Annotated in this window: 1 protein-coding gene; it reads left to right on the forward strand. The window is 71.4% G+C overall.

Features of this window, described 5'->3' with window-relative positions; all coding sequences use genetic code 11:
• Positions 1 to 220: acyltransferase domain-containing protein (locus tag ADK41_RS16090; protein WP_037805387.1), on the forward strand; the 220-nt coding region annotated here is incomplete at both ends.

Genomic DNA, 220 nt, shown 5'->3' on the forward strand with positions numbered 1-220 from the left:
GAGGACAAGGCCGCTGCCCTGGAGGCGCTCGCCGCGGGTCGTCCGGATGCGGGTGTCGTGGAGGGCGTGGCCGGTACGGGCCGTACGGCGTTCCTGTTCTCGGGTCAGGGGTCGCAGCGGCTGGGTATGGGGCGTGAGCTGTACGGTCGTTTCCCGGTGTTCGCGGAGGCGTTCGACGCGGTGTGCGCGGGCCTGGACGAGCATCTGGAACGTCCCCTGC

It is taken from the genome of Streptomyces caelestis (genome assembly GCF_001279005.1).
In the GTDB taxonomy this organism is placed as follows: domain Bacteria; phylum Actinomycetota; class Actinomycetes; order Streptomycetales; family Streptomycetaceae; genus Streptomyces; species Streptomyces heliomycini.